The 25,699-nt window shown below is 37.7% G+C and carries 18 protein-coding genes and 1 CRISPR repeat array; of the genes, 14 read left to right on the top strand and 4 right to left on the bottom strand.

Annotation, left to right across the window (positions count from 1 at the left end; translation table 11 throughout):
• Nucleotides 1–40: 40 nt before the first annotated feature.
• From H3Z82_RS04685 to H3Z82_RS04635, 11 genes are all read left to right on the top strand, one after another.
• A complete protein-coding gene (locus tag H3Z82_RS04685; RefSeq protein ID WP_182203078.1) occupies nt 41–1,387 on the top strand; it encodes a right-handed parallel beta-helix repeat-containing protein in 1,347 nt (448 codons plus the stop codon).
• A 160-nt stretch (nt 1,388–1,547) separates the two neighbouring features.
• A complete protein-coding gene (locus H3Z82_RS04680; RefSeq protein ID WP_182203076.1) occupies nt 1,548–2,471 on the top strand; it encodes a hypothetical protein in 924 nt (307 codons plus the stop codon).
• A gap of 746 nt (nt 2,472–3,217) precedes the next feature.
• On the top strand, nt 3,218–3,751 hold the full coding sequence (locus tag H3Z82_RS04675) for a hypothetical protein (protein WP_182203074.1): 534 nt from the start codon (nt 3,218–3,220) through the stop codon (nt 3,749–3,751).
• Between the two features lie 348 nt (nt 3,752–4,099).
• Nucleotides 4,100–4,630 carry an outer membrane beta-barrel protein gene (locus tag H3Z82_RS04670; protein WP_182203072.1) on the top strand — a complete coding sequence of 177 codons (531 nt, stop codon included), beginning with the start codon at nt 4,100–4,102 and terminating at the stop codon, nt 4,628–4,630.
• A gap of 41 nt (nt 4,631–4,671) precedes the next feature.
• On the top strand, nt 4,672–5,883 hold the full coding sequence (locus H3Z82_RS04665) for an OmpA family protein (protein ID WP_182203070.1): 1,212 nt from the start codon (nt 4,672–4,674) through the stop codon (nt 5,881–5,883).
• A gap of 104 nt (nt 5,884–5,987) precedes the next feature.
• Nucleotides 5,988–6,605: a hypothetical protein gene (locus H3Z82_RS04660; protein WP_182203068.1), complete on the top strand. Its 618-nt coding sequence runs from the start codon at nt 5,988–5,990 to the stop codon at nt 6,603–6,605.
• Between the two features lie 22 nt (nt 6,606–6,627).
• Nucleotides 6,628–7,122 (top strand): hypothetical protein, encoded by a 495-nt coding sequence (locus H3Z82_RS04655; RefSeq protein ID WP_182203066.1) that lies wholly within the window; start codon nt 6,628–6,630, stop codon nt 7,120–7,122.
• A 158-nt stretch (nt 7,123–7,280) separates the two neighbouring features.
• Nucleotides 7,281–8,531: a hypothetical protein gene (locus H3Z82_RS04650; protein WP_182203064.1), complete on the top strand. Its 1,251-nt coding sequence runs from the start codon at nt 7,281–7,283 to the stop codon at nt 8,529–8,531.
• Nucleotides 8,532–8,628: 97 nt separating this feature from the next.
• Nucleotides 8,629–10,278 (top strand): hypothetical protein, encoded by a 1,650-nt coding sequence (locus H3Z82_RS04645; protein ID WP_182203062.1) that lies wholly within the window; start codon nt 8,629–8,631, stop codon nt 10,276–10,278.
• Nucleotides 10,279–10,648: 370 nt separating this feature from the next.
• Nucleotides 10,649–12,082: a phage tail sheath family protein gene (locus H3Z82_RS04640; protein WP_182203060.1), complete on the top strand. Its 1,434-nt coding sequence runs from the start codon at nt 10,649–10,651 to the stop codon at nt 12,080–12,082.
• A 206-nt stretch (nt 12,083–12,288) separates the two neighbouring features.
• Complete coding sequence (locus H3Z82_RS04635) at nt 12,289–12,909, top strand: hypothetical protein (RefSeq protein WP_182203058.1); 621 nt, start codon at nt 12,289–12,291, stop codon at nt 12,907–12,909.
• A gap of 211 nt (nt 12,910–13,120) precedes the next feature.
• Here the strand turns inward: H3Z82_RS04635 and H3Z82_RS04630 are convergent, their stop codons facing one another.
• The gene (locus H3Z82_RS04630) at nt 13,121–14,680 is read right to left on the bottom strand and encodes a CHRD domain-containing protein (protein ID WP_182203056.1); all 1,560 of its coding nucleotides are present in this window, start codon (nt 14,678–14,680) and stop codon (nt 13,121–13,123) included.
• A gap of 664 nt (nt 14,681–15,344) precedes the next feature.
• Between H3Z82_RS04630 and H3Z82_RS19720 the strand changes: the two genes are divergently transcribed.
• The 3 genes from H3Z82_RS19720 to cas2 are packed head-to-tail and all read left to right on the top strand — an operon-like array spanning nt 15,345 to nt 16,548.
• The gene (locus H3Z82_RS19720; RefSeq protein ID WP_262890680.1) at nt 15,345–15,704 is read left to right on the top strand and encodes a CRISPR-associated endonuclease Cas1; all 360 of its coding nucleotides are present in this window, start codon (nt 15,345–15,347) and stop codon (nt 15,702–15,704) included.
• On the top strand, nt 15,653–16,228 hold the full coding sequence (cas1, locus tag H3Z82_RS04625; RefSeq protein WP_262890679.1) for a type II CRISPR-associated endonuclease Cas1: 576 nt from the start codon (nt 15,653–15,655) through the stop codon (nt 16,226–16,228). Before H3Z82_RS19720 ends, cas1 begins: the two co-directional genes overlap by 52 nt.
• A complete protein-coding gene (cas2, locus tag H3Z82_RS04620; RefSeq protein WP_182203054.1) occupies nt 16,219–16,548 on the top strand; it encodes a CRISPR-associated endonuclease Cas2 in 330 nt (109 codons plus the stop codon). The genes cas1 and cas2 overlap by 10 nt, the downstream gene beginning before the upstream one ends.
• 105 nt (nt 16,549–16,653) lie before the next feature.
• Nucleotides 16,654–18,335: direct repeats of the CRISPR family, unit length 36 nt; unit sequence AATATCGTGTCTTCTAATCTTTAATCAAACCACAAC.
• Nucleotides 18,336–18,573: 238 nt separating this feature from the next.
• On the opposite strand, the gene H3Z82_RS04615 is transcribed toward cas2, so the two are convergent.
• The 3 genes from H3Z82_RS04615 to H3Z82_RS04605 all read right to left on the bottom strand — a co-directional run bounded on the left by H3Z82_RS04615 (nt 18,574) and on the right by H3Z82_RS04605 (nt 25,620).
• Nucleotides 18,574–18,819, bottom strand: coding sequence for a ribbon-helix-helix domain-containing protein (locus H3Z82_RS04615; protein WP_235982369.1), 246 nt, complete (start codon nt 18,817–18,819; stop codon nt 18,574–18,576).
• A gap of 48 nt (nt 18,820–18,867) precedes the next feature.
• Nucleotides 18,868–23,466: a type II CRISPR RNA-guided endonuclease Cas9 gene (cas9, locus tag H3Z82_RS04610; protein WP_182203052.1), complete on the bottom strand. Its 4,599-nt coding sequence runs from the start codon at nt 23,464–23,466 to the stop codon at nt 18,868–18,870.
• 609 nt (nt 23,467–24,075) lie between these two features.
• The gene (locus H3Z82_RS04605; RefSeq protein WP_182203050.1) at nt 24,076–25,620 is read right to left on the bottom strand and encodes an IS1182 family transposase; all 1,545 of its coding nucleotides are present in this window, start codon (nt 25,618–25,620) and stop codon (nt 24,076–24,078) included.
• Nucleotides 25,621–25,699 lie beyond the last annotated feature (79 nt).

The raw sequence follows: 25,699 nt of genomic DNA, 5'->3' as shown, positions 1-25,699 counted from the left end.
TGATTACAAAAGATACAAAACTCAATAAACTCCATTACACATGAAAACAATCCAATTAAAATTCAAAATCGTATTATTTTTGCTTTTGGTGGGCTTTGCTGCTGTCAGTTGTGGCGATGATAAAAAAGGTGACACAAAAAATTTAGAGTCAGAGCAAAATCCAAGCCAAGCTGACAAAGCCACTGCTAGCCAAAGTGAGGCGATAAGTTCAAATTCGGAACAGGCTGATCGATCCCAAATTGCTCCAGATGCTCCAGGCACCGCGAGTCCTGATTTCTCGGAGGCCGACACATCGGCCGTTTTATTGGACTGCAACTATTTTAATGAACACCCCAATGCCATCTTAAAGGACAACCCAAAAGCCGAAATAGATTATGTCATCTCTTGTATGGCTAGGGTTGATGGCAAGTTAACCATAGAACCAGGTGTAGTTATTGCCTTTGAACAGGATGCAGGACTGAATTTTGGGAGTAAATCTTCCTTTAAAATACAAGGAACTGCCGAAAAACCAATTGTACTTACTGCCAAAGAAAAAATAAAAGGCTTTTGGAGAGGCATTTATACGGAAAGCTCAAGTATGATCAATACCATGACGTATGTTACTGTTGATTATGCCGGTGGCAACTCAAAAGCGGCTTTGAACATTCAAAACGATACTAGCACGTTAACGCTTGATCGGTGTACGTTTTCAAATAGTAAAAACTATGGAATGCTTACCAATAAACGGGTAGGAAAAGATGTATCAAATATAACCATGACCAACTGCACCTTCACAAAAAATAAAATTCCTTTTAAAACGGATGTCTCGCGTTTAAGATTATTTAATGACACCAATAAATTCGTTGGAAATGAAAAGGATTATATTGAATTAGATGGTGGAACCATACACGGCGACGCTACTTGGGCTCAATTGGATGTGCCCTACTTCATTCAAAGTAACTTTAGGATTGAAGATGGCGTGTTTACGGTAGCGCCTGGCACTGAAGTTATCATGTCTACACAAAAATGGATTCACGTAGATGACAACGCCTCATTGATTATGGTGGGCACCACCGATAATCCCATTACTATTCGTGGAGAACATGATATTGCTGGATTTTGGCAACAAATCAATGTGAGATCCAGCAGTCCTTTAAATGAAATTGGACACGTCATCATAAAAAATGCCGGCAGAACCACCAAAAAACCTAACGGTGCCATTTTTCTGGAAACTTCAAGGTTTTTAAAGATCCATGATGTGGTATTTAAAAATTGTTTTGAGTATGGAATAAGTATACAAAATGCAGAAAAATCTCATTTAGAACATGCCAATCTCAGTCTGGATAATACCCCAAAGCTGTTCTCTGATTGGAAAGGAAAAGAGATTCCTACGCTTGAAAGTTCGTAAGAATAATGATTAAAACACTGCTCAGAGTTTATAATTACTGTGCATTAAAAAATAATCATATAACCCATTTCAATTTTAATCTAGACGTGGCAAAAAAGAAAAACTGAAATGAATCTCGATAAGGAACAGAATGTTAACCTTTAACTATATAGTATAAATAATGAAAAAGATATTTTTCCTTATCGCACTGATCGTCGGATTAAATGCGCTTAATGCACAAGATCTTAACGGCTATAAATATATCATTGTTCCAAAAACTTTTGGGATTAACGTCAAGGCCTACCAATTAACGTCTCTCACCACTAAATTATTTCAGAAAGAAGGTTTCATAACAATTATAAAAGGCAGTAAAATGCCAACAGAACTTAAAAAGAACCCGTGCTTTGGACTTCATGCGGATGTAGATAAAGTTTCCGAAGACAGCGCAAACAAACTCATATCAACCTTGAAAAATTGTCATGGCAAGGTCGTTTTTGAGAGCGGGCAAGAAGGTCTCATTAAAAGAGAAAATAAATCGGCCTATCAGGACGCCCTGGTGAATGCCTTTGAACCCATCAAAAGATTGAATTATAGTTTTTCAAATGTAAAAATGAAGTCACAAGCTAAATCCATAAAAGTTCATAAGCATCAACAGAGAAAACTCTCCAACAACAATACGGAAAAAAAAGGTGTAGCGGTTCCTGACCATTTTCACAATCCAAACGATAAAGCAGAAGAAGTAGGCATCGCAACGCCTGACCATTGGCATAATGTCAATGCTAAAACAGCAGGGAAAGGCTTGGATGTACCAGATTTCATGAAGAACCCTACCTCTAAAACTAAGGTGATCAAAGCACCAACACAGCTGCGCTTTAAAAATATAAGCTACAAGCTGAAACAAAGTAAAAATGGGTTTAACCTTTACAAAAACGGTTCTTCTAAGACTTTCGCCCGATTAGTGCCTTCAGAAAACGAAGGCTATTATAGATATATCAATGCTGATCATGAAGGTATTGCGCATTTTGATTTCAAGGGCAACCTCGTTGTAAAATATTTAATTTCTGACACAGATAAAATACAAGAAATCCGATTCCAAACTCATTAGACCCTATCCTAAAACTGGGTTCAGATCATTGAAAATTGACAGTTTTATACTTGTACACTGAAAGTCGGCTTTGTGAACTAACTGGTAAAAATAATTTGGAATCACAATATTATTGGTGTAAAACCACAAGCTGTTCGGGCGAAGTTCGTAGTTAAGACATCTGAAAGTAGCTGATATGAATCCCAATCGGAAGCAGCGTATGAACCGTTGGTTAGTCAGACAATAATGTTATAGTGCTAGACCGCACTTTTATGTATTTGTTAATTTATTAGCTTCTTTTTGAAACATCCCTCTTACTGAATTCTAAGTCAACCTTGTCAAATACTAAGTATGAACTGCCAAATTCTGACTTGGTCTTGCGTAAGAAAATACGTCCATTATATTTGCAGGTATAACTAATTTTAGTTTATTTCCTAAAAATGAAAAATTGACTGTCGTTAAATTTCAAAATTAATGACGATTAGCTTATCCATTGCATTTAAGAGTTGAATCCCCAGTTCAAGAAATGAGTTAAAAGCCTATGCTTTACGCTCGTTATTTTTAAAACCTTTAAAAATGAACTCGTCCATGATGCCATTGAAACACTATATATTCCATTTAACCACCACCTCTATTCTTAACTGAATTTAGAAATAGTGCCCTAACTCCTGTTGATTTATAAGCAACTATAGAGCAAAAGACATCTTGGCGCACCAATTTTCCTGTATTAAAACGTCAAATAGTTGCGAATAATTAAATTGAAAACAATGAAAAAATCATTAGTCCTAATTGCCATTGTATTAAGTGTCTTTGCTTGCGGAAACTCTGAAAAATCCAATTCTGATAAAATTCAGGATGGCTCAGATAAATCGCGCGCTCAATCGCCTTGTGAACTGTTGTCCGAAACAGAAATCAAAAACACATTGTCTATTCCTACAGAAACTGAAACAAGTATGAAAGAAAAAAACACCACTTTTCCTACCTGTTTTTACAAATGGGAATCTATCACCTGGCCTTATGAAGTGATGAACGGCCACATGGCAAACTATGCGGCCGAAATGAGCATTGTACAGGTTTCTAACATTAAAGAAGCACAGTATAAATCTTCTGTATCTTATTATAAAGATGGTGAATCCGTTGATGACATTGGTGATATGGCGACCTGGAGCACGAAAAAAACCCAACTTACTTTTTTATACAAGGGTAATTTAATTCACGTACACGCAAGAACCTCTGCGGATGCTGATTCCAACAAGACACAAACATTGGCTCTAGCGAAGCTTATTATTGATAAACTTTAAACGTAAAATTTAAAAGAAATGAAGTGGAATAAACAAGTTTTGGAATAATTGGACACACAGATAACCAAGAAAGATCTTAAAGCATCCCAAGAAATAACAACTAATTAATATGATAACAAAAAACCTTAAAACCATAGTGTACATAGTTCTGAGTTTGTTTTTGGTCACCTATCTTATGGCTCAATCGCCTGAACTGGTTCCGTCAGGTACAACAAATTCCAAATTTAATAGGCAACTCACTTAAACGGAAGGAGGCTGAAAGAACAACTTATAACAAACGTTAATACCAATTCTACACAAACGTACTATTGCACAAAATTATAACTCTTTAAATTAAAATCAATACTCATGAAAACTCAAAAATTAATTATTGCAACCCTTAGTTTAGCCTTTATTGGCTTCTTTTCGACCACTGCAAATGCGCAGGAAATTGACACCCGACTTGGGGTCATGCTCGCCTACGGTACTGAAATTGAAAATATTGGAATTGGGGCCAACGCCGAGTTTGGCATCGCCGACAACCTCAGTATATCACCAAGTCTCATCTATTATTTTCCAAAAACAGAAGGACCAATTAAGGTCAACTGGTTTGAAGTCAACGGAAATGCCAATTATTACTTTGTAAACGACGGGGAATTTCATGTCTATGGGCTTGCCGGTTTAAACTATAGCAGCGTAAAAGCTAAATATGACGGAGCTGGTTATGAAGAACTTCCTGGAAGCTATAGTGCCAGCGATGGAAGGTTTGGCCTTAATCTAGGTGCAGGTGCCAAAATGTATATAAGCAACAGTGGCATAATGCCCTTTGCTGAACTCAAATACGTCATTATTGACGGCGGACAATTGGTTATTGCAGCTGGAGTTAAATTCAATATTTAGAATTTAAAAATGTAAAAAATCAAGCTCAAAATCAAAATAAGATGAAATATATTATAACTTCATTGATGCTCATGATCTCGGCATTATGTTACTCTCAAATAGGAAGAACCTATCCCGACGGTCACGGAAACAGGGTGTTTTTCCCTTATGGCGACATATCCTTTGCCGATGAAGTGGTCAGTTTCAAGGTTGGCAATCCAAGCCCGATTGAAGGCTTTGGTCCAGAGGAAGCCCTTGGCATTCCAGATTCTAAAACCTCACCTTACAGCAACTTTTGCACCCTGGGCTATGGCGGAGAGTTGGTTGTGAAATTTACCGATAACGTGCTATACGACATTGAAGGTCCTGATTTATTTATCTTGGAAATAGGGGCATTAACCGAACCTGTTGATGCCTACATCTCCAAAGATGGCGAAGCATGGATTTCTGTAGGGCGTACCGGTGGCGGATTTTCGGCGATTGACATTGCCGACTATGTTGAAAAATCGGATGTGTTTAGGTATGTCAAAGTGGTAGATGTTAAAGAAAAAAAGAGCGGCAAATGGCCCGGTGCTGATATTGATGCCATAGGCGCTATTGGCTCTAGTATCAATTTTCAGTTAAATGCGGCAGTATCGTTTGATACCGGAAAATACACGCTTAAAGAAGACACACAGGAGTTGGCTGACATGGCCGAAAAAATAAAAGAGCTCAACGGCATGGTGCTTATTGAAGGTTATACCGATAATGTCGGTTCGGCTGAAAGTAATTTGACACTATCCAAAAACAGAGCGGATGCGGTAAAAACTTATTTGATTGAAACCATTGGAATTGACCGCAACCGCATTGAAACCAAAGCGCTTGGACAAACAAATCCCGTTGCCGATAATACTACGGAAGAAGGACGCGCGAAAAACAGAAGAGTAGAGCTCATTGTTTTCCAAAACAACGAAATAGAGCAAAAAGGTGTTGTAGGAACTTGGAAAACAACCGCAGAGGGAAATCTCCGTATCTATAAATATGGAGATGTCATTGCCGGTTGGTATGAAAACGATGGTGGCGAAATTTTAGGAAAAATGACCGATTCCCATACCATGGTTGGACAGTGGGTTGAAAATGGCTCGGCTAAAAAATGTAAAACAGACATTTACGGCAGAAAAAACTGGGGCTCTTTGGTGCTTAAGTTCAATGAAGATTTTACCGACTTTGAAGGCCGATGGGGCTACTGTGATGACGAAGCCACAAAAACTGGTTGGGATGCCAAAAAGCTATAAACCGATTTGAAATTTACACCCTTCCAAAATTATATAAGCGATGAATTGACTTAACACAACCTAAACACCTCAGAATTAATTTTTAATAATGAAACAAAATAACCATGAACAACTTTAAAAAAACAACGCCCCTCCTACTTCTCATCTGTCTTACATTGGTCTTTGGTTGTGGCAATAACAATAAATCAAAAGATACGGTTGAAGAGGCTTCTGAAACACCTGTCCAAGAACGTCAAGAGGATGCGCAAAGCGAAAATCACACCTATGATATTACCATAAATCCAGGAAGTGCCAACGAACGCCACTTAAAGGGAGACATTAAAAATGTATCAACAGATGCAGGCAGCATGAACAACTTTTCAGCCTATAGCAATACTGAAAATGGTAAGGGCATTGTTTTACGAATAGGCAATGACGATATACTCCTTCACGGACTCCTTTTTCAAAATGCCGATGGTTCCGTTGCCGACTTATTTGATGGTTCAGAAGATGATTCTGAAGAAAAATCCAATCTGATTATTTCAATCGCACCGCCTTCCTCTGACGTACAGAATAGTATGTCTGGCGAAATCAAATTATCCAATATCACTTACGGCTTAAAGAGTCATGAAGGTGGCTCCTTAGGCTATACCTTAGTGTTTGACGGTCAGTTTGAAGATTATGAAGAGAACATCTCCCAAATTAAAGGTCGTGTGGTGGTGAAAGTTCCAAATTATTTATAATGACCCCAAAAACAAACACCTAATGAAAGACATAAAATTTAGAAACCTCATTTTAGTTCTAAGCATTTGTAGCATGACCATGAGTTGTGTCACCTTGCAACAACCTTTGCCAGGAAGTCTTTGGGGTGATTGGGCCTTTGTAAAAACGGGCACCATTATCAATGGCTCTAATGAGCGGCTTTACAATTATCAGAATGTATGCCATAGAAACAGTGATCAGTTGCGCTTTTCGTCAGACGGTAAAATGAATTTACGCTGGTACGATGACCATTGCGCCATCTATCAATATTTCATTGGACAATACCATGTGGAAGGCAATACTTTAAAAATTGATTTGTCCGACAGCAGACCCTATCAAGACAGTCCGTTCCCGCCGATTAGAGAATTCAGGATCATTCAAATTAACCAAACAACCCTAAAGCTTGAAGAGATTCCAGAGGCGGCAAGACGCGAGAGATATCAAGGCACAGCATCGGGCCCAGAAGTCTTGGTTTTTGTTTTTATGCGAGTGGATTAAAACCTTTTTCAAAAGCTAAAAGCATATTCAAATTATCTCTAAATACATAAAAAACCGACTGATCAATAACCGACTAAACACATCATAACCGCTTCAAATTAAAAAAACTTAATCAGGGATTACCCCAAAATAAACAGTAACACCTAAACCCATATATCATGAAAAAACCAATTTTAACTTTAGCATCATTTGTGTTCTTAATCATCTCCACCCAGATGTATGCGCAAAGAACTTTAGGCAAAACTATCAAATCTCCAAAAAACGTCAGCGCTGAGCTGTCCATTACTTCTCCAAAAAATAATGCCAAGGTTTCTTCACCGCTTACCATTGCCGGTACGGCTTCAAAAAACGCCAAGGTAACCCTCAACGTCAAAGCCACCTTCGCGGAAGGCGATCAAGATTTGGGGACATTTGAAATAACCTCCAACCGCAATGGAATTTGGCAAAGCACACCTATCAATCTGTGGGCTCCAGAGGGCGTAAATAACTTAAAATTTGAAATCATGGCTTCAGAATCAGTGGTAGAGAAATCGAAGATGAAACGCTTAAGGAAACCAAATTCAAAAAAAATAATCGTTTCTCCTACCAGCAATATCCAAAGAATTGAACGTGTGGAAATGACGGCGAAGAAGATAAAAGAACTCAATCCTCAGTTGACTGAGATGCCAGAAAGAGTAACTCAGAGCCCAATTGATCCCATAACTGGACATCAACGCCCTCAAAGACCGTCAAGCAACATACCCAATACATATATCACCTCGCCAACCAGTAATACCAATGTTGACTTTCCATTGATAATCACTGGAACTGCACAAAAAAACAGTGAGGTTAAAATTGTTATTAATCGCCATTACACACAATACGGTCAGGACATTAGGCAAAGCACAGAATTAAATGCATCAACAGACGCCAATGGTCAGTGGAAATCTGGCAAACTTTATTCCATTCAAGCGGACGCCGCCGATGACAATGTCACTCTTGAGATTACGGCAGTCAGGGTTGTCAACAATTCAGAACAAGGGAATAAAGCCTCGGTAACGGTCAACTCGCAAGCCAAAGAAAAATTGGGACTGAAGATAACCTCACCAGAGAGTAATCTTTATCAAGGCGAAAAAGTGAGATCACCATTTACGGTCAAGGGACGCGCAATGAAAAACCACACTTTGGAAATCCGCGTACAAACAGGGCAAGGCAGTGCTGGAAACTATCAGCAACAGAACAACGGGAGGGTGATTAAAGATTGGACCTCAGTTTCTGTAGATTCCAGAGGCTATTGGAGCACACAGTTAAATACAGGAACACCAAAAACCAATAACGGCCGTGCATCACAAAAAGAGTACAAACTCACCGTATTGGTTCGCGATAAAAGAAACCCGTCTGAAATTACAGTATTGCATTTGAGACGATAAGGAAATATTCCATCAGGTCCATTTTTATGAATTGGATTCTGAAGTCTTCAAGTGAAATGTTATCCTATAAAATAATCATTATAACAATATATTAATCATGAAAAAAGCAATTTTATTCTTAGGAGTCTATTTTTTCCTAATGGCCTCAACGCCCTTTCATGCTCAAGTAATTAGGGGCAAAAAAGCGCAAGTTAAATTCCGAAATAGTATTGACCTTTCTATCACCTCTCCCAAGAACAAGTCAAAAGTCTCATCACCCTTGACTATTTCTGGTACAGCGCCAAAAGAAACAACCGTTTCCATAAAGGTTAAGGCAATTTACAGTGGTGGAGATCAAGGCTTGGGTACATTTACAGCAACAGCCAGCAACAATGGGAAATGGCAAAGTACGCCTGTTAATTTGTGGGCTCCAGAGGGCTCAAAAAATCTCCGTTTTGAAATTATAGTTACAGATAATTCAAGGACCGATAGTGAAAAGAAAATCAGTGTTTCAACCAATCAGCCCATTCAAATGATTTCTCGAGTGGAGATGACTGAAAAGAAATTCAGGGCACTCAATCCAAAGCTCACCTTGGTGCCTCAAGAAGTCCCATCATCCAAGGTTGAGCGGCGCCTGGTTAAACAGCCTGCAAAAATGAAGACGCCAGTAAAAGTAGATAAGAAATTAGATGTTGGCAACACCCTCAATTTAGATCTTGAGGATACAGAAACACGCATCATTTCTCCACCGCAAATTTCATCATTCACCAAAATTCCCGTTGTATTTGGGGGCACCGCCAAAAGGAATAGTGATATCGAACTCATGATAACAACTACCTATAAAGAAAATGGCGAGGCGATTACAAAAAGAACAAAAACCAATCTATCTACAGACAACAAAGGCGAATGGGGCAGGGTTAAGCTCTATTCTATAAAGGTGGACAAAGCAGATGGTAAGGTGACTCACGATATCACAGCAGTACGAAAAGAAAATGGTAAGGAAGTAGGTAACAAAGCAACCAGAACCATTTATTCTGAACCAACCACCAAGACGATGTGGAAACCCATTCCTAATGTGAAATTAAAAGTAACCTTGCTTGAAATTCAATGTGCAGTATCAAAAGATGACGATAAAATAGATGATTATGGCATCACGCAGCATGTGAAATATAAGGCTAATGGAAAGATAAAAAGTCCGATTAGCAGGGACATCAAAAAGTTTCGTAACAATAGAAAATGTAAACCGGGAGACCAAAATAGTTATTGGGCGGGGTCAACAGCTCTGATTTGCGGCAATAGAGATAGGCAAATTCAAGTACAAGAATCAAAAGTAACTGATAGACGGTCGCCAAATATCAACAACTCTGTTATTTTTGAAATTACCCCTGACGAAGCCAATGACAGGAATGCCGAATTCACAATAGACACCTGGATTAAAGAATACAGTAGTACAACACTATCCAATATTTTAGTAAGAGAAGATTATGATAATGTACTCAACAAAGATCCTCGAAAAATGAGAGTTGCCATCTACGACGTTCTTGCCATTTTAAATGGCACTAAGGACTTAAATGCATCCCATACATATTTTGATGGTGATGTGAGTCAATCCTTGAAATTTGATAATTTTGACAATGCATCCTTACCTCTTAGAAAGGTGAGTTATTCAGGAAGGACAATTTTAGAGGGACCTATTCGAGGCCGCATGAGAAACGCTCATAACAATAGAAAAGCTTTTGTTTGGATGCGTTTTGAACTCGTTGACTAAAACAATTAATCATCTCCTCTATTCAAAACCCTCCAGATAGTAAAGATCTGAAGGGTTTTTGAAGTATTCGAATAGGTGCTTGATAAAACGAAAAACAGAACCTTAAACGAAAAAGTGAAATTTGGCGGAGTGTCCTTATCCCGTAGGGCTATCAGAGATGATGACGACATTTGGAAGTGGAATTCGAAGCAAGCTATAGAAATGCGAGTATAATCATCAAAAACGACAATGAATTATGAACAAAACACACCTTTTTTGTATTATCCTTCTTTTCATTTTTTCCTATGGATCTTTCTCACAGGTTAAAAACAAGATCACAAATCGAAAGACAAAAACAGAACGTAGCCTACCTCACAAACGGCTAAAGAAGATGCCTAAGGTTAGTAAGGATAACAAAGGGAGCAATGCTCATAAAAACAGAAGCACTCCAGGCGTTTATGTTCAAGAAGTTTCAAGTGCCATCCCTTCAATTACACAAGTGGAGACGTCTATTCCTGCTTTTATAGGGTATACTGAAAAAGGCTCCAATAGCCCAACACGGATCCGTTCTATGCAGGAGTATATATCTAAATTTGGTGGCGCTAACCCAGCTGATTTAGGTGTGTTTCAGATAACCAATGACGGAAGCATCATTCCCCCAGAGCTATTGACTACTCCAAAATACAAGATGTACTATATGTTGGAACTTTTTTTTGCCAATGGCGGTGACGATTGTTTCATTACCTCGGTTGGCCATTATGATAATCTCATACAAAATGAAGACTTTATGTCGGGTTTAGCATTGCTGGAAAACGAAGACATACCAACCTTGATTCTGTTTCCGGATATCAGCAGTTCTGAAAACATTGGAGACCCAGCCGAAGTCTATAAGACCGCACTTGCCCAATGTGCCGAAAGAAAGGATCGTTTTCTGATCTGCGATGTCAAAGAATCAAATAGTGATATTTCAGATTCGGTAGAAAAATTCCGATTCTCGATGGGGACCGAAAATCTTAAATATGGAGCGGCTTACTTTCCATCCTTGCAAACAACCCTTAATTACCATATTTCTGAAGATAAGATTCAAGTAAAGCTAAATCAAAACAATAAAACCATGGTGTTGAAGCATCCTGAAGACCTCATTGCAAGAGATCCAAGCAAAGCTGAGACCTCTTTATATCACGCTGATAATGGAAATTATAGAACACAATACCAACAGATAAAACAGAGGATCAATACAATCCATCTCAAATTACCGCCCAGTGCAGCTGTTGCTGGTGTTTACGCCAAGGCTGATGCCTCCAGAGGCGTTTGGAAAGCACCAGCCAATATATCCCTGAATAAGGTTACAGCACCAACACTAGCCATTGATAACAATGCTCAGGCCAATCTTAATGTTGACAGCTCAGGAAAATCCATTAATGCCATTAGAAGTTTTAAAGGCAAAGGGGTTATGGTTTGGGGTGCCCGCACATTGGCCAGCAATGATTACGAATGGCGCTATATTCCTGTGATGCGAATGGGCATGACCATTGAAACCTCAGTAAAAAATGCTCTGGCACAATTTAAAAATGCGCCAAACAACCCTGCAACGTGGAGCAATGTGAAAGCAATGATCACAAATTACCTCATCGAGCTCTGGCGAGCGGGCGCATTAATGGGTGCTAAACCAGAACAGGCTTATTTTGTAAGGGTGGGTCTGAATGAAACCATGACAGAACACGATGTAAATAACGGAAAGATGATTGTAGACATCGGGATATCACCATCGAGACCAGCAGAATTCTCGTTGTTAAGGATTTCTCAAGATATGCACGACAATTAATTAGAACGCCGTCCATTAACGCTTGATTTGTGATACCACTTTATTAACAACATGTGAGATGTCAAGAGTCAATAATTAAAAAAAAACTGACTGCGCCAAAAATTTTGCATTTTGACCAAAAGCTGGCATGAGCATAGAAAACCGACTTGCTTTCAGTTAAAGCAAACACATCGATTAACATAGAATATTAATTAAAACAACAGTTTATGAAAATTAAATTATTAATGACAGCAACAGTAGTATTGATGGTAATGACCTCTCAATTATACGCACAGAAAACCTCAAAGCAAAAGGTGGAACAAAAAGTCAAGGTAGAAAAAACCAAAAAAGCCAAGACTATGGAGGAAATGAAGGTGATACCACGGTCTAAAGCCAAGGTGACCCCAATTAAAGAACGTGTAAAGCATGGCCGCATTGACCCCATTACGGGAGAACAAGTCATCACGCCAACAACGGAAGCAGTTTACGTAGCCATTACATCACCAAAAAGCAATCTCTCGGTAGGCGAAGGGTTGAATGGAAAAATAACCGTAAAAGGTCGTACAAACAAACGCCAATGGATTGAAATTAGAGTGCAATCAGGAAAAAGGACGGTTGATAACTATACCGATACCAATCGTTATTACAGTAAGGTAATTGAAGACTGGAGACCCGTAAAGGCCAATGCTGACGGCAATTGGCATACCATGATAGATGTGAAACCGCTTAGCTACAGCGCTGGAGCAGATTATGATAATGTAGAACAACATTATTTTACCATCTTGGTGCGCTCACGGAACGATAAATCAAAAATTGACATCTTACATTTACAACGATTTGATAACTAAATCAGTAAGAATTAAAGCCTTATTTAATTAATCTGGAGCTGCTAAAATCAATAGTAGCAACACAACCTAAAATCCCATCAGATATCATCATCTGTGGGATTTTTTTTAACCAATTTGTGCTTGGCTATCTGACGCTTAATATGAATTACGGATCAAACAAAAAGACTGCCCATTAGTAGGCAGCCTTTCAGCAATCACAACAAACCAAAGTTTAGTTGACACCAATATTTCCTTGGGTTAATAAAACATCCAATTCTGCAGCGCTTTTATGGACGTTAATATAGCCGTTATAAGTTAATACGTCTTCATAGCCAAATACACTATCATCATCCAATTTAGCAATATTTGTCATAGACATGCCACTATCTCCATCCACAGGATTAAGGCTTACCGCAATAGCACCAGGATTATTAATATCGCCGATATGGATATGAGACGGATGACTGTTTCCGTTCATGGTTCCCATCACGGCAATAACCAATAAAGCCTCACCATTTGTTCTCTCATAAAACGTGGCCTCACCGTCAACACCAGAACTGCCAACCGTAACCAAAGTGTATGCTTTAGCTTCGCCGGTCAATTCGTTTTGACCGATATCACCTTGAGCAATCAAGGTACCAAGATCGTCGGCACTTTTGTGAATATTGATATACCCATCAAATTCTAACAGTTCGTCATAGGTAATGGCTGTCCCATCGGCCAACATAGCAACCTGCGTTGTACTCATACCTGTAGCGCCGTCTAATGGAGTAAAGGTTACGGCAATGTCTCCACCTTCAGCGGCAGTATTCATGTGAATATGTCCTGGATGCTCATCACCGGCAGTCGTACCCTCCAACATGATCTCAATCAATGTGGTGCCGTTAACGCGTTTTGTGAATTTGGCATCGCCCATAATACTTGGATCCGATTTAGAGCCTAAGGCATAGGTTTTGGACATAGTGGTCAATTCGTTTTGGCCGATATCGCCTTGAGCAATCAAGGTTCCAAGATCGTCGGCACTTTTGTGAATATTGATGTATCCGTTATAATCTAAAAGTTCATCATAAGAAATTGCTGTCCCATCAGCCAACATTGCAACCTGCGTTTTACTCATCCCAGTTGCTCCGTCTAACGGGGTAAAGGTTACGGCAATGTCTCCACCTTCAGCGGCAGTATTCATGTGAATATGTCCTGGATGCTCATCACCGGCAGACGTACCCTCCAACATGATCTCAATCAATGTGGTGCCGTTAACGCGTTTTGTGAATTTGGCATCGCCCATAATACTTGGATCTGATTTAGAGCCTAAGGCATAGGTTTTGGACATAGTGGTCAATTCGTTTTGACCGATATCGCCTTGAGCAATCAAGGTTCCAAGATCGTCGGCACTTTTGTGCACATTGACATAGCCATTAAAATCCAATAGCTGTTCGTAACTAATCGGTGTGCCGTCATCCTTTGTACTAAAGGTTGTAGAACTCATGCCCGTAGCCCCATTTATTGGCTCTAAACTAATGGCAATAGCACCACCCTCGGCAGCCGTATTAATGTGAATGTGGGCCGGATGCATTCCTGATGAGGTCCCATCCAAATCTACTTTTACAGTAGTTGAATTATCGGTGTTCTTTACAAACGTGACCATTCCTGAAATTGACGGATCGGAAACAGCCATTAAAGAATAGGTTTTGCGCTCTCCCGTTTCTTGGATCATAGCAGCGTCGTCGTCATTACTACAACTCGTGAACATTAAGAAGGTGACTAACAGTGAAGTTAAAATTTTGGTTTTCATGTTTTTGATTTTTTGTTAAACTATTTTGCTTTGAACTCTACTTACGAGATTTTCAAAGGGTCGGTTTTAAAAAATCATCTTTTTTAGTATTAAATATGTCAATCAAAATCGCAACACACTGAATTTTAGAATTTTAAACAATAAAAATTAAATTGACTCTTTCTGCTGGACTAAATGTTGAAATTTCTCCGAATACATTATGCAAGAACCTTGGGGTCCATCCGAATGGAACGGACGGATAAGGGCACGAGGTATGAATCAAAATTGTCTTTTACTAGTTGAAATAGGCTCGGAGGTGTTAAAAAATACTGATGGGAGTAAAGCTATTTGATCTTGGTTTAGACTATTGAAAGATATACCCTTTTAACATTTTTTATTATGGTGCAATAAACTTACATAATGGGTTCTATCATTGCACGCATGGCAAAAATAGAATGCACTTATAAGATGTATTATTTAGTAGAAAAAACACGGTCATTGTAATTTGGCAGCTTGGCTTGTAAGGTGTGCTTTAATAGTGTGGTTTAGATTTATAACCAAAGGATGAAGTAGTTGCCTTAAAAAATCTTGCTGGCTTTCAGCATTTTAACAACTGAATTTTATATATTTAAAGTTCCCTCCCGCTTATGCTTGGCAAAATTCCAACCTAACTTACTGACCAATTATGCTAAAAAAAACATTGTTCTTTGCAAACAAATGCGCCATAACTACCGCTAATGAGCAGCTTGTAATCACTTCAGACAGTATAAACAGAACTATTCCAATAGAAGATATCGGTTATGTCGTTATTGATCATAATGAAGTATATATAAGTATTCCCGCGCTTAATAAATTAATTAATAATAATTGTGCTTGTATTATCTGCGATGACAAACATCTTCCAAATGGAATGCTTCTCAACCTCAACAGTCATCATATACAACAAGAAATTTTCAAATATCAAATAGCCGCTAGTTTACCTTTAAAAAACAATTGTGGCAACAGACCATCAAGGAAAAAATCAGAAATCAAGGCATTCTATTAGAGAAAATAACAAATAAAAAAAATTCGTTCGAATTTTTGGAGAGCAAAGTCTTAAGCGGAGATTCTACAAATATGGAGGCCGTAGCCGCTAATTTTTATTGGAAATCGTTTTTTAACATCGATTTTAAAAGAGAACGATTTGGCAATTACCCTAATAATTTTCTCAATTACGGATATGCTATTTTACGTGCAGCAACCGCAAGAGCATTATCCGGAAGTGGATTACTGAATACATTGGGCATACATCATAAAAGTAAGTACAACGCATTTGCTCTGGCCGATGATATTATGGAACCTTTTCGGCCGGCCGTAGATGAAGCTGTTCATTTCATCATGCAACATTATGATGAGCAAGATTTGACCACAGAGATAAAATCCGAATTGCTTCAGGTGCTGACGCGAACCGTTTATTTCAAAAACGAAAAAAGCCCTTTAATGGTTGGCCTTCAAAAAACAGCCAGTTCACTTCAACAATGTTACACTGGTGAAAGAAAGAAAATTAAATATCCAAAATTATGGAACTAAACGGTTATAGAATTATGTGGTTATTTGTATTTTTTGATTTACCAACTGAAACGCCCAAGGACCGACGAAATGCTGCAGGCTTTAGAAAAAACCTATTAAAAGATGGCTTCACTATGATGCAATACTCAGTTTATATGCGGCATTGTGCCAGTAGCGAAAGTGCTGATGTGCATGAAAAACGTATTAAACGCCTATTACCTCCTTTAGGGAAAGTGAGCGTCCTCCGAATTACCGATAAACAATTTGGCAATATTATGAACTTTTGGGGACGCGCCGAAGTCCCAAAAGAGCCATTACCCACACAACTGGAGTTATTTTAAAACAAAAAAATGCCTCAATCTTGCCTTATCACTGCAAAAAAGAAGCATTTTCTTATACGATATCTTGCTTTAAGCACATGACTATCAGAAGGTACAAGACCAACTAATATCGTGTCTTCTAATCTTTAATCAAACCACAACTGATTTTGACGTTTGACGTTAGTATTGAGGAATATCGTGTCTTCTAATCTTTAATCAAACCACAACAGACTCGGCTAATTCTTTAACCGTTGCGTTAATATCGTGTCTTCTAATCTTTAATCAAACCACAACAAGAAGAAGCTGAATTAATGGCCCAACTTGAATATCGTGTCTTCTAATCTTTAATCAAACCACAACAACAGCGATGTACGGCGCTCGTCGGACTCAAATATCGTGTCTTCTAATCTTTAATCAAACCACAACAATATACCCAGCAATCAAATCATCTTCCTCAATATCGTGTCTTCTAATCTTTAATCAAACCACAACCTGGATGACGACAGCAAAGTTTTTGTTGTAATATCGTGTCTTCTAATCTTTAATCAAACCACAACGCGTTAAACACACCTATCTTATTTTCGTCCAATATCGTGTCTTCTAATCTTTAATCAAACCACAACAATGCCGGGCGGCTAAAACTTACAGACCATAATATCGTGTCTTCTAATCTTTAATCAAACCACAACATCGGTCAAGGATGTGCCCTCTGCCAATGCAATATCGTGTCTTCTAATCTTTAATCAAACCACAACAACGATTGCTTTAAGAGTTGAACCCGAAACAATATCGTGTCTTCTAATCTTTAATCAAACCACAACTAACCGCTGTAATATCTCCTGTGTATTCTTAATATCGTGTCTTCTAATCTTTAATCAAACCACAACAGTAACTTTGATATTTTTATATTCATTAGGAATATCGTGTCTTCTAATCTTTAATCAAACCACAACGCTTAAGATACTGCTCAACCTCCTGCTTCAAATATCGTGTCTTCTAATCTTTAATCAAACCACAACCGTGATACGAGTGGTCCATTTGGCAAGGTAATATCGTGTCTTCTAATCTTTAATCAAACCACAACTGGCTACTACATCACAGATAACAGCATTGTAATATCGTGTCTTCTAATCTTTAATCAAACCACAACACTTTCCAACTCGAAGCCAGTATAACTACAAATATCGTGTCTTCTAATCTTTAATCAAACCACAACAACTTAATTTCTTTTCACTTCCGAAACTCCAATATCGTGTCTTCTAATCTTTAATCAAACCACAACCCAAACGTTGTATAATTCTTTAAACGTCTAAATATCGTGTCTTCTAATCTTTAATCAAACCACAACGCCTGTCTTAACATGTGTAAACGAGAAGGAAATATCGTGTCTTCTAATCTTTAATCAAACCACAACAAATTAGAAGGTTTAAGAGTTGCGGGAATAAATATCGTGTCTTCTAATCTTTAATCAAACCACAACACAAAGTACCTAAATGACTTTGTTAGATATAATATCGTGTCTTCTATTCTTTAATCAAACCACAACGGTTTAAAGCAGGTAACAATTCCTAAATCAATATCGTGTCTTCTAATCTTTAATCAAACCACAACGACATCATCCAAAGCCTACGGCTGACAGAAAATATCGTGTCTTCTAATCTTTAATCAAACCACAACGGACATTGGATTGCTGTTCAATAAAACAGAATATCGTGTCTTCTAATCTTTAATCAAACCACAACGTACGAGTTTTATTACGATTAAATATTTAAAATATCGTGTCTTCTAATCTTTAGTCAAACCACAACGGCGTGTCCTTGCGAAACCATCTTGACGGTAATATCGTATCTTCTAATCTTCAATAAAATCGACGAAGGAGATTCACAAACATTCAAATAATATTAGAATAATATGTTTGTAAACCACAACGAAAAATCGTTGACAAAAATTAAAAAGCGTCAATTTTTCGTTGTGGCTTGGCTGTTTAAGATAAAGCCATTTATGTCAAAGAACTTTTATTTGCAAAATCTTACCATCTTACAACGATCAAAATTTCAAATTACTCTTAATTTCAGCCAACATCTCTTCTCTTGTCTGCTTTTTTGTATAGCCACTTTTCAAGCCTTTGTTAATTTTTATTTGAACAAAATCGTCGTATTCTTGTTTCTCTCGTGCTTGATTAATTAAATAATTTACCCCTTCACTTTTGCTGAGAAATTCTTGCGCATCTACTTGCTTTTCTAACCAATCATTATTTTGTTTGGTCAATGTAATACATTGAAGTGCCATCATTTAAAATTTAAAAGGTTTAATTTCAAGTCAACAAACTTGTAAGTTTTTTTAGGCTTCAATTATTGAACCTGTTTCTGTCAGATTTACTTTTATAGGATTTATTTCATTCCATCTCTTTAAACTTGTAACTCTAACTTCCTCTTCCTTGTTTCTCAGGGTGGATGCCAAATGATGTCTAAACGAATAATCTCCCGCTGATATTTTTTGAACGCGATATAAATATTGTATTAAAAACTTAGAGTCTAATTTATTTTCATTAAACTCTTCATCATCCAAGCCCAGCACAAACATATCGTTTTCTTGTAAGGTATTTATAATTTTACCGTGCTTATCAAATTCAGGAAGTTGATAAATTTCTTGATTTTGTTTTTGCCTTTCTACAACCTCCCAAAAAGAAACTATAGTTTCTTTAAGTTCTCCCATTTTATCTTCATAGATAATTATATGATGATTATTCCTCGGATTCACATATTGATTTGCCTCTTTTAATTTTTGTGCATTGGACATTTCTTCCCTTAACCTTACCTTTTTAATAGGAACGCGTTCTCCGTTTTTATTTTTTAAAGTATAGAGTTGTTGGATGTCATTTTTTAACGAGTTGATTTGATCTACGATAACCAATTCCTCTTCATCACTAACTCCTTTTTGCTTTTTTTGTTTTTCCAATAAAGCGATTTCTTTATTGATTTTAACTTCTTCTATTCTCGCTTTCGTAATAATTCTTCGTATTTCTGGGTCAACGATTTTCTTTAGCTGGTTGTCTTTTAAATCGCTCACTTTCTTCCGCATGTGATATCCTTTACTAACTTCCGCAGGTGCCTGTCTTTGCCCATAAATATTTTCCTTATGCAATTGACCCCTTACGGCGTCTCCTACACTTGTAAAAGTTTTGCCATTTTTAGTAATGCGTTTTCTTACTTGTGTCAACACTTTTCGATTTTGCTTGTGTGACACCAAGATCTTTTCAGCTTCCTTTTTTGCCGACGTATGGAAATTCAACCATGGTACAGGGAAATTTAATTGGTCTTTTTCAAAAGGCAATCCTTTGTATTTTGCCACCCGCTGTGCATTGTATGTGCTTAATTGTTGAAAATAACTTTGTTTTGACAAGGCAATAACCAAGGCATCTATGGCATGGTGCCTATGATCATCCCTATTTTTCTTGGGGTCAAATTTTATCTCCCCTGTGTATTTATCCACCCAAATGTTTCCCTCTATCAACGATTGATTTTTTTCTATCGGGGGTTTTTGGTTCTCAATGGCATTGAATTCATTTGGCTCATTTACGATGTCATACACCACCCAATACTTTCCTTCCTTTTCGTTGGTAGCAAATTGATGCTCTGCATCTATCTCTGAAACAAAAACACCTTGGTCATTTACCGTTCCTTCAATACAAATTTGGTTTGAAGCAAAGCTCGGTTTTTCGTTAATGGCTCTCTCATAAACTGGATGCTCTGTATCAAGATCCAATAGCAGCCAATATTTTCCATCCGTCGTATTAGTTTCGCATTCATAGATGTACGATTTGAAATAATTATCTTTTACTTCGCCAAACAACAGAATCTGCTTTCCTGTTTTTTTGGGTTGCTTTTCTTTTTCTGGAACAATGAATTTTTTATCTATAACTGGCAATTTCGCCCAATATGACCCATTGTCAATAGCTTTGGCAGAAACTAGTCCGATACTATTATTTTTAAATTTTTCCCGTTCTACATTCCCTCTTAATACAATCGTGTTTTCTGTACTTTCCGGTCGCTCCTTAAAGATACGCACCACTTTTTTGGGTTCAGAAATGTTCAATTTTAACCAATAATTTCCATTGGTCAATTCTGGCACACTAACAGTTATATTGACATAGTTGTTTAACGTTTTGAATACACCTTTATTTACTTTCCCTGTGATAGTGGTTTGATTAGCTTCCAATGTTGGCTTTTCATTATAAATTGGTAATGACGAAATGAGATTATTGTTTTCGTCCATTACAACATAATGTGGATAGACTCGATCCTCTTCCATGTTCTTGAGGTTGATGTCCAAGTTCATAACCGGCTGTAAGATATTATTCAAACCCCATAAGTGCCTTAATTCCGAAGTAAGCCCTCCGGGCAGCACTCTCACATCTTCGCAAACCTGACTCATGATTTCTTTGGTCTTTTTGCTGATATACCGGGTGTCGTTCAACTGTCTTTCGATAAAGCTATTTTGTACATCAGCATCTTCGATCTTTATTTTTGAAGTAAATCGTTTTGCTTTAGGATATGGCAACAACCTATAAATCCTTTGCTCGATGTCTTCCCAGGTTTCTGCGCCACCCCATATTTTCGGATCATTGTTTTTTAAGTAAAATTGATAGGGTGTAAGATTACCTTTTAGTCCATTGAATTTAGAATCACACAAAGTTTTATTTCCAAAACTATCATTTAATGAGGTGCTTTTGGGCATGATGTGCTCTATCTGTATCTTGTTTTCCCTTCCCAAGACGTCACTTATATTGATGGAAATGTTTGTGTAAGGACAAACAGTGACAACGCCACGATCTTGCATTTCTTTATAGAGCAAGACTTTTTGGAGGTTAACTCTAGTGTGCCTTAACCCGTATTCGGTAAGTAATTTTCTGGCAGCATCATTTTTTGTTGTATTTTCTTTGATCCTATTCGACTGATTTTGCCTTCCTTGTTTACTGTTTTTGACATCACGACCCAATTCAACTTGAATTCTATCAAATTTCCCATATTCATCAATCAAATGGTTGACAAGCCGTCTGGTTTCATTGAGTCCTTGTTGAACAATCGGGTTTCTTAAATTTTCAATGGCATCCAGTTTGTCTTTCAACTCTTTCGTTTCTATATCCTGACTATGGTGATACAATTTTATAAACCGTTTATCATCTGGTGTAAATCCAAAATCGTTTTCAACCAAATAGGATTTGATTTTCTCAATGGCATCTCCCTCTTTATTGGTTTTGTCTCTTACAATATTCAGAACATCTTTTTTTAATTGTTCTTTTGAATCTTTGAAATAGTTTATTTGATCACCAAAAGCATTCATTACACCTCCGAAAATAGTGGCATCACTCATTTGAAATCCTTCTCTTAGAAAAGGCAGAATATTCTTTATGGCTTTTAACGACACATTGGAATAACCCTCTTTAAGATTAATTCTTTCTACTTTGTCGATTAGTTTTTCATTTAAATCAAAATCTGAAATCAATTTTTCAATTAAATTGTCATTGTCTTCAAAATCCATAAAGCAGTGCCAAATCTCATGTTTGTATTTTTCCCATACTTCCTTAGAAAATAAACTCGACAAATGTTTTGTGGTATAATTTCCTGGCACTTTCTGGTCATCGGCGTAGTTCCATTTTTCATATTCCATTTTGAGCTTTTTAGGAATTTCCGAAAAATTAAAATTACTGTCTTTGCCATTCATCAAAGCCAAAACTTGCAATCTTTGGTATTCATTAAGTTTTTGTTTTCGACCGTATTCAATATTGTTTATAAACTGGTAGGCTCTGAATTCTTCATAAACTGGATGTGACAAATGGCAAGGAGATTTTCCTCTTTGCAGATATTTACCATTTTTAGTTACAGTTGGTTCAAATCGGCATTTTGCCAATAGCCCTTTTTGAGATCGCAAGGGTCTTTGCCAGAACAAGACACTATCTTGACTTTTGTGTTTAATTGTTCCTTCTTTATCATATTCGATTTCTCCTCCAAAAAATTCCTTTAAGGGCACAATCGATTTAACCACAACCTTAAAAATACTTTTTCTAGTATCTTTATTTTCTATTTCTGTAATGGTAACGTTTGGTTCCCCATACTTTTGATATAATTTTTCTATTTTCTTCTTGTTTCTATTGGCATCCAAATTTCCTTTTAGAAAAGTCAGCTTCTTTTTTTCTCCTGTTTTTTCCAACAATCCCAATGGCTTTGCCTGTCGCTCCCATATTTTATCAAATTCTTCAACGTACATATCCCGCAACGTGTATCTTGCTCTCACACGAAGTTCATTGCCGTTTTCGTCAGTTATTAATTGGAATGGTTCTCCTTCTGGCGGATAAATTGAATTTAAGAAACTGCCTAACGTACCGTTATCGATACTATTTTTAGTTTGGTCGATACCAACCATTCCTTCTTTACCTTTGTAGATTTTACCATCATCCTTTCCTTTTCTATTGCTCAAAAAACCTCGTCTTTGAATTAAATGGTACAAAACACGCCCCATTTCATGTAAGCTTAAGTCTTCGTTTAGGGCCTTATCTCTTAAGTGATAAGGATTTTGTCGATGCCATTCAATATAAACTTTTGAACTTGGAGCAATTCGCCCAGCCTTTCCTCTATATTTATCCCATTTTGCCCATAAATCAAGTTCTTTATGAGTTAATGGACACATATCTAAATCAATAAGTGTTCTCAACAGTTTTATTTTCCTTAAACGCTTTCTGTAATACTGACGTCTTTGTTGCCTACTGTTCCTTCGCGCTGCGTTTTTCGATTCTTCCTTTTCTCCTTTTCCTATTGTTTTAGCAACAACACCTTCCGGAAAAATCCGGCTCCCCATACCGAATATCTTTTGTTTATCATCATCAACCACTGCCCACCCAATCGAGTTCGTCCCCAAATCCAAACCTAATACTTTTGCCATGATATTTTCAATTTTAATTGCTTCAAGATACACATTAAGTTGAATCTAATGTACTGGAAACCTTATTGCTTATTTGAAAACATTTTATTATGTTTGTCTCAGATTAAAACTTCTAATCTTTAATCTTATCACAATAAGGCTATATGCCGTAGATGAAAATCTTTAGTCCTGCTTCGGTAGGACTTTTTTTGTTTTATAGATAAAATCGCTTCATAAATATTTCTCTGGATATGCCTCTAGGATGGGTCTTACAAAATAGGTATAGCGTAGATACTCCATGGATAGTGTATGGATAAAGTATGGATAGTGCATGAAAACAAGTAAAGGAAATAAATTAATTCTTTACAGTTTGATATAGTTTGCTGGATCCTACTTCTTTCGCTCGCGGAATCCCGAAAGCTTCCAAACCCATAAAAACCGTATTGTGTTATGATGCGATTTACGCACTAAGTTGACTCAATCGAAAAGTCAAAACCCACCTAAAACAAAAAGAGGTCGTCTAAAAACTATTTAGGCGACCTTTTATTTTTTTGGTTCTTTTGGTTTCATTATGGATTTGCTCGGATAATTGGGCAATTAGTTCTGGGTTAAAATTGGGCAAAGCGATTCTTACATCGCTAAACTCACTTTTTTAAGGTTATGCGCCATGGCAATGAGGCCTATTTCTGTTTCTACCTTATCAAGGCCCCTTAACATGAACCTTCTGAAGTTCATATTGTGTTTTATGTTACCAAATACTGCCTCCACATCCCAACATCTTTGTTTTCTGTGGGCAATACCTTGTGGACTCAATAATTTTTGTTTCGCTCTTGCCTTAAGCCTGACCAGCTTGTGGTTCCTCTCTACAATACGATTGCTTTTTGATTTATGGCACAGGCTTCTAAGCTGGCAGCCTATACAGTTTTTAGCCTGATATCTGTCTATTTTCTGTTCATATCCGGTAGCTGTTTTTCTCACATAGCTCCCTATATTATCCATCGGCTGCCCCATAGGGCAATAATAGGTATCTGCTTCATCGTTATAGAACAGCTTATCTGCTGCAAAAGGATTTTTGTTCTTGCCACGTTTTTCATCCAACTGTTCCTTGTGGAAGTAATTGTATTTTACAAAAGCCTCAATATCATTGTCTTCGAGGTAGGTGTAGTTTTCATCACTGCCATAGCCTGCATCGGCCGTCAGTCTTTCGGGCGGTTTTCCATAACCTTTTATAAAATCTTCGGTATGCTCGATAAGTGTGGCAGTGTCTGCCGTGGTCTGTGCAAGGGTGTAGTTTGCTATGAACTGGTTGTTGGTGGCTGCCTGTAGATTATAACCTGGTTTGAGCTGGCCATTTAGCATGTGGTCTTCTTTCATCCTCATAAAGGTGGTGTCGGGATCCGTCTTGCTCATGGAGTTGCGCCCGCCTATCTGCGCTTCGTAGCTATTGTATTTGGCAATATTCTTTGGCCAGTTCTTCTTGGCATAATTGAGCTTTTGTTTTACTTTCTTATCAACATCCTTTCCCTGGAGAGCCCGGTTGATCTTATCGATCGTTTGGGATACTTCATTGGGATCTATGGCTTTAAAATTATCAGGCTGGTTGGGCTTTTGTTCTTCCTCTGCATATACGGTCTCTACATAGCGCCATAAATCCTTGAGCTGTTTTTCAATGCGCGTGCGCGAGGTCTTGATGCTCTTTCCCCAAACAAAAGTATAGCGATTGGCATTGGCCTCGATCTTGGTGCCATCAACAAAGATGTCCTTTAAGCTCAGGTAGCCCTGTTCTGCCAGCAGAATGACAACTTGGTTAAAGATCTTTTTGAACTTTCCCTTGAGTTTTCCCGATCGAAAATTACTGATGGTATTATGGTCAGGCTGGATACAGCCGCCGAGCCACATAAAATGGACGTTCTCACCCAAGGCCTGTTCGATCTTACGGGATGAATATAAGTTGCGAAGATAAGCATAGACCAAAATTTTGAGCAGATCCCTGGGATGATAGCTCGAGGTGCCACCGCCTTTATAGGTCCTTTCTATGGAACTGATATCTATTTGATCAAGAATGCTGTTGACGATACGCACGGGATGATGCTCTGGAACAAAATCATTATAACTGGGTGGGAGAAGACTCAATTGTGACTGGCTATTGGTCTTCCATATAACGTTGCTTTTCATAACATTAAGATACGAAAATCAAAGCTTTTTTCTAAATCTAAAGCATAAAAAAAGAGACTGCCTTTTTAGACAGCCTCTT

The sequence above is a fragment of the Gelidibacter maritimus genome (assembly GCF_014062315.1).
GTDB lineage: Bacteria > Bacteroidota > Bacteroidia > Flavobacteriales > Flavobacteriaceae > Gelidibacter > Gelidibacter maritimus.
This window is presented reverse-complemented; position numbering and strand designations above follow the sequence as displayed.

Coding starts and splice junctions, on each gene's coding strand:
- cas2 (WP_182203054.1), top strand. CDS start 16,219: ATGGAACTAAACGGTTATAGAATTATGTGGTTATTTGTATTTTTTGAT.
- H3Z82_RS04660 (WP_182203068.1), top strand. CDS start 5,988: ATGAACAACTTTAAAAAAACAACGCCCCTCCTACTTCTCATCTGTCTT.
- H3Z82_RS04640 (WP_182203060.1), top strand. CDS start 10,649: ATGCCTAAGGTTAGTAAGGATAACAAAGGGAGCAATGCTCATAAAAAC.
- H3Z82_RS04650 (WP_182203064.1), top strand. CDS start 7,281: ATGAAAAAACCAATTTTAACTTTAGCATCATTTGTGTTCTTAATCATC.
- H3Z82_RS04685 (WP_182203078.1), top strand. CDS start 41: ATGAAAACAATCCAATTAAAATTCAAAATCGTATTATTTTTGCTTTTG.
- H3Z82_RS04615 (WP_235982369.1), bottom strand. CDS start 18,819: ATGATGGCACTTCAATGTATTACATTGACCAAACAAAATAATGATTGG.
- H3Z82_RS04635 (WP_182203058.1), top strand. CDS start 12,289: ATGAAAATTAAATTATTAATGACAGCAACAGTAGTATTGATGGTAATG.
- H3Z82_RS04670 (WP_182203072.1), top strand. CDS start 4,100: ATGAAAACTCAAAAATTAATTATTGCAACCCTTAGTTTAGCCTTTATT.
- H3Z82_RS04655 (WP_182203066.1), top strand. CDS start 6,628: ATGAAAGACATAAAATTTAGAAACCTCATTTTAGTTCTAAGCATTTGT.
- H3Z82_RS04630 (WP_182203056.1), bottom strand. CDS start 14,680: ATGAAAACCAAAATTTTAACTTCACTGTTAGTCACCTTCTTAATGTTC.
- H3Z82_RS04675 (WP_182203074.1), top strand. CDS start 3,218: ATGAAAAAATCATTAGTCCTAATTGCCATTGTATTAAGTGTCTTTGCT.
- H3Z82_RS04680 (WP_182203076.1), top strand. CDS start 1,548: ATGAAAAAGATATTTTTCCTTATCGCACTGATCGTCGGATTAAATGCG.
- H3Z82_RS19720 (WP_262890680.1), top strand. CDS start 15,345: ATGCTAAAAAAAACATTGTTCTTTGCAAACAAATGCGCCATAACTACC.
- H3Z82_RS04665 (WP_182203070.1), top strand. CDS start 4,672: ATGAAATATATTATAACTTCATTGATGCTCATGATCTCGGCATTATGT.
- H3Z82_RS04645 (WP_182203062.1), top strand. CDS start 8,629: ATGAAAAAAGCAATTTTATTCTTAGGAGTCTATTTTTTCCTAATGGCC.
- H3Z82_RS04605 (WP_182203050.1), bottom strand. CDS start 25,620: ATGAAAAGCAACGTTATATGGAAGACCAATAGCCAGTCACAATTGAGT.
- cas9 (WP_182203052.1), bottom strand. CDS start 23,466: ATGGCAAAAGTATTAGGTTTGGATTTGGGGACGAACTCGATTGGGTGG.